This is a genomic window from Streptomyces sp. NPDC002690, from assembly GCF_053592415.1.
The window spans coordinates 1-4,158 of the sequence record NZ_JBSFVR010000503.1; the positions used below are offsets into that span (position 1 = coordinate 1).

At 74.7% G+C, this 4,158-nt stretch carries 1 protein-coding gene and 2 pseudogenes; 1 reads left to right on the forward strand and 2 read right to left on the reverse strand.

Annotated elements, in window-relative coordinates:
• Window positions 1-94, forward strand: a pseudogene (locus ACWD3D_RS34150) (aminoacyl-tRNA hydrolase); the annotation flags it as partial.
• Window positions 95-150: 56 nt separating this feature from the next.
• Here ACWD3D_RS34150 and ACWD3D_RS34155 read toward each other — a convergent pair.
• Both ACWD3D_RS34155 and ACWD3D_RS34160 read right to left on the reverse strand, forming a co-directional pair.
• Window positions 151-3,285 (reverse strand): annotated as a pseudogene (locus ACWD3D_RS34155) (condensation domain-containing protein); the annotation flags it as partial.
• 177 nt (window positions 3,286-3,462) lie between these two features.
• Window positions 3,463-4,158, reverse strand: a 696-nt coding sequence (locus tag ACWD3D_RS34160; RefSeq protein ID WP_451464588.1) for a phosphopantetheine-binding protein, incomplete at its 5' end; no start/stop codon positions are given.

A 4,158-nucleotide genomic window follows, 5' to 3' on the forward strand; every position in this document is an offset into this window, starting at 1 on the left:
GGGCGCCGAGTACCACCGGGTGCGCTTCGGCATCGGCCGGCCGCCGGGCCGGATGCAGGTCGCGGACTTCGTACTGAAGGACTTCTCCTCCACGAGCGGCGTCCCGGGCTCCGCGCCCTCGGCGTCGCGGGTGTCGGCGATGCGGCGGGCGAGAGCGGCCGGGGTCGGTGCCAGCAGCAGATCGCGCACGTGGACGTCGACGCCCAGGCGGGCGCGTATCCGGTTGGCGAGGCGCACCCCGCTCATGGAGTGCCCGCCGATCGTGAAGAACCCCTCGTGCGGGCCCACCCGCTCCAGGCCCAGGATCTCGGCGAACATCTCCCTCAGCGCGTCGACGTGTTCCGCGTCGGGCTCGTCGCCGGTCCGCGCGGCGGCCTCGGCTGCCTCCCGGGTCGCGCGGGCCGCGGTGCGCGCACGGCGGTCGTCGAGGGCCCGGCGGTCTCCGGGGGCGAGCAGCGCGGTGTCGTCGACCGGCGCGTCGGGCCGGTCGGCTGCCGTGCGCAGAGCCTGCTCCAGGGCTTTCAGGAGAAGGCGGACGGTCTCCTCGTCGAGGATGTCCCGCGCGTACTCCAGCGCCAGTTCGAGTCCCGCCGGAGCGTCGTCGGTCCCTCGGTGCTCCACGCACGCGACGGTGAGGTCGAACTTGGTGGTCGGGGGGCCCTCCGCCCTGAAGGTGCCGGTCAGACCTCCGAAGGCGAAGGGCGCGTCGGCGGGGGCGGCGCCGCGCAGCGTGAGCATCGTCTGGAAGAGCGGGTGCACCCCCGGCGTGCGCGGCGGGTTCAGGTGCTCGACCAGGAGGTCGAAGGGGATGTCCTGGTGGGCGTAGGCGGCGAGGTCGGTGTCGCGGACCCGTTCCAGGAGTTCGGCGAAGGCCGGGGCGCCGGAGGTGTCGGTCGGCAGGACGAGGGTGTTGACGAAGAAGCCGACCAGGGCGCCGAGCGCCTCGTCGTCGCGGCCCGCGACCGGGGTGCCGACGGCGACCCGGTCTCCGCACCCGGCCGCGCGCAGGCCCAGACCGAGGGCCGCCTGGAGGACCATCAGCAGGCTCGCGCCATGGGAGTCGGCGAGCCGGACGAGGCGTGCGTGCGTGTCCGCTCCGAGGTGCGTGGTGACCAGGCCGCCGCGGTGGTCGGGGGCGTGGGGGTGGGGGCGGTCCAGCGGCAGGCCGGTGACGGCGGGCAGACCGGCGAGCGCGGTCCGCCAGTGGGTGAGGCCGCGCGACACGGCCGACTCCGGGTCGTCGGCGGTGCCGAGGACGTCGTTCTGCCAGAGGGTGTAGTCGGCGTACTGGACGGGCAGCGGCTCCTGTTCGGGGGCGCGGCCGAGGACGCGGGCCGTGTAGGCGGCGGCCAGGTCGTTCATCAGCGGGGCGAGCGACCAGCCGTCTCCCGCGACGTGGTGGAGCAGGACGGCCAGCACGGCCGCCGGCCCGGAACCGGTGCCGCCCTCGGGCACGAACAGCGCCACGCGTAGCGGGAGTTCGCGGGAGAGGTCGAAGGTCTCGGACGTGAACTCGGCGACTCTCCGCCGGAGTTCACCGGCCGGGCAGCCGACGGTTCGGGCACGGACCACGGAGGGGGCCAGGACGTGCTGGTAGGGCTCGTTCCCGGGGGCGAGGAAGACGGTGCGCAGCACCTCGTGGCGTTCGACGAGGTCGGTGACCGCGGCGGCGAGCGCCGCGCGGTCCGGCACGCCGTCGAGTTCCAGCACGATCGGCATGTTGTACGCGCAGGACGGACCTTCGAGCTGGTCGAGAAGCCACAGCCGCCGCTGGGCGTGGGAGAGCAGCACCCGGTCCTCGGCGGGCAGCGGCTCCTCGTGCACGACGGACAGGCGGTGGTCCGTGGTCCTCAGCGCCTTGCGGTCGATCTTCCCGGAGCTGGTACGGGGCAGGGCGGCGACGACGGAGACGGCGGCCGGCACGGCCGCGGCGGGCATGCGCTCCCGCACCAGACCCCGCAGTTCCTCGGGCCCGACGCCGCCTTCGGTCACGACGAACGCGACGAGCCGCTTGGCGCCGTCCGAGTCCCGCTGGGCGACGACGGCGGCTTCCCGGACCTTGGGATGGCCGGACAGGACGGAGTCCACCGCGGCGGGGTCGATGCGCTGCCCGCCGATCTTCACCTCGTCGTCGAGGCGGCCGTGGTAGAGGATCTGCCGGTCCTCGCCGATGGTGACCAGGTCACCGGTGCGGTAGGCGCGCTCGCCGCCGAGTTCCGTGAAGCGGCGGGCGTTCAGCTCGGGGTTGCCGAGATAGCCCAGGGACAAGCCTCCGCCGAGCAGCCAGAGTTCACCGGACACGACGGCCGCCCGCACACCGGGCAGCGGGCGGCCGATGGGGACGGGACCGTCGCCGTGGCGGGTCAGGTCGGCGACCGTGGCGACCACCGTCGTCTCGGTGGGGCCGTAGGCGTTGAGCAGCCGGATCCGTCCACCGGTGAGTTCGCGCCACTGGGCGACCCGCTCGGGCAGCGCGGCCTCCCCGTAGATGATCGCGGTCTCCAGGCAGGCGGGGAGGCCGACCGAGCCGGTGGTGAGGACGTGGACGAGCTCGTGCCAGTAGGCGGCCGGCAGGTCGAGCAGGGTGATGCCGTGGCGCGCGCAGCCGGCGAGCAGATCGCGTACGTCGAGCATGTCGTCCGTACGCAGGACCAGGGTGCCGCCCGCGCCGAGGGTGGCGAACAGCTCCTGGACACTCGCGTCGAAGTGGAGAGGGGAGAACTGCAGCACGCGGGAGTCCGGACCGATGCCGTACGCGGGGGTGGCGCCCGCTATGAAGTGCGCGAGCGAGTCGTGGGCGACGACGACCCCGTTGGGGGTGCCCGTGGACCCGGACGTGTAGATCACGTAGGCGGCCCCGGCCGGCGCGCCGGGACCCGGGAGGACGAGCTCGCCGCGACGGGCCACCTCGGCGGGCGCGGGTGCCAGGCTTCCGCAGCAGGCGGCGAGGATGGCCTCGTTGCGGGCGTCGGGGGCCTGGATGTCGAGCGGGAGATAGGCGGCACCGGTGCTGAGGACGGCGAGGAGGCCGACGACGGCGTCGATACCGCGCGGCCGGTGCAGGGCGACCAGGCGGCCGGGGGCGGCGCCCTCGTCGACCAGGGTGCGGGCACGTTCTCGCACGGCTTCGGCGAGCCGGCCGTAGGTCAGGGTGGTGCCGTCGTGGACCAGGGCCACCGCGTCGGGCCGGGTGCGCGCTTGATCCGCGATGAGGTCGAGCACCGGTGGGGCGTCCGAGGGAGAGGGACCGCCGTCCAGCAGGTCTTCCGTTCCGATGGGAGGCATCCTGGGCTTTCCTTCTGTCGGGGCGAGGGACCGGGGCGAACGGTTCCTCTCGCCTCCGTGTCCTCACGCTAGGGGCCCGTGGCCTCCTCCCGAGGCAGTCGGCGCGGCAGCTGGGAGCGGCAGAAAGCGGGGGCGCGGAGCTGCCGCTCCGTGCCCCCGCTCGCCACGGCGGGTCGTTCACCCCCGGCGGGCGCCCGCCCGGGTGCGGCGGCGCAGTGCCGGGGCGGCCCTGCGCCGGTCCGCCGTGGCGGGACCCGTCTCCTCCGGCTCGATCGCGTCGGCGACGGCACCCGCGAGACGTTGGGAGAGGCCCGCCGCCGTCGGGTTGCGGAACACGTCCCGCAGGGTCAGGTCCTGCCCGAATTCGGTGCGGATGCGGTTCAGCAGACGCACCGCCAGCAGTGAGTGGCCGCCGGACTTGAAGAAGTTGTCGCCCGGTCCGATCTCGCGGCCGCCCAGTACGTCGCGGAAGATGCCGAGCAGAGTCGCGTCGGCACCGCCGTCCGGCGCGGTGCCCGGCGCGGACGCGGCCTCCTCCGGCAGGACGTCCGGATCCTCACCGGGCGCGGGCAGCCAGGCCGCCCGTACCACTCGGGCCGGCGCCAGGTACTCGGGCAGCCGCTCCGCCGCCCAGCCGAGCAGCGTGCTCTCGGCCGGCGGCGTCCCCGGGGCGCAGGTGACGAAGGCGAGAAGCCGGTCCTCGCGGACGAGGGCGCGCGCGCCGGTCACCGCCGGGTGCCCGACGAGGACGCTCTCCACGTGGCCCGGCTCGACCGGATAGCCGTGGACGGTGTGGACGGCGACCGGCCGAAGGGCACCGTCCGCGTTCCGGTTCACCGCGACGGGCTTCCCGGCCGACAGCAAGGTCAGCGT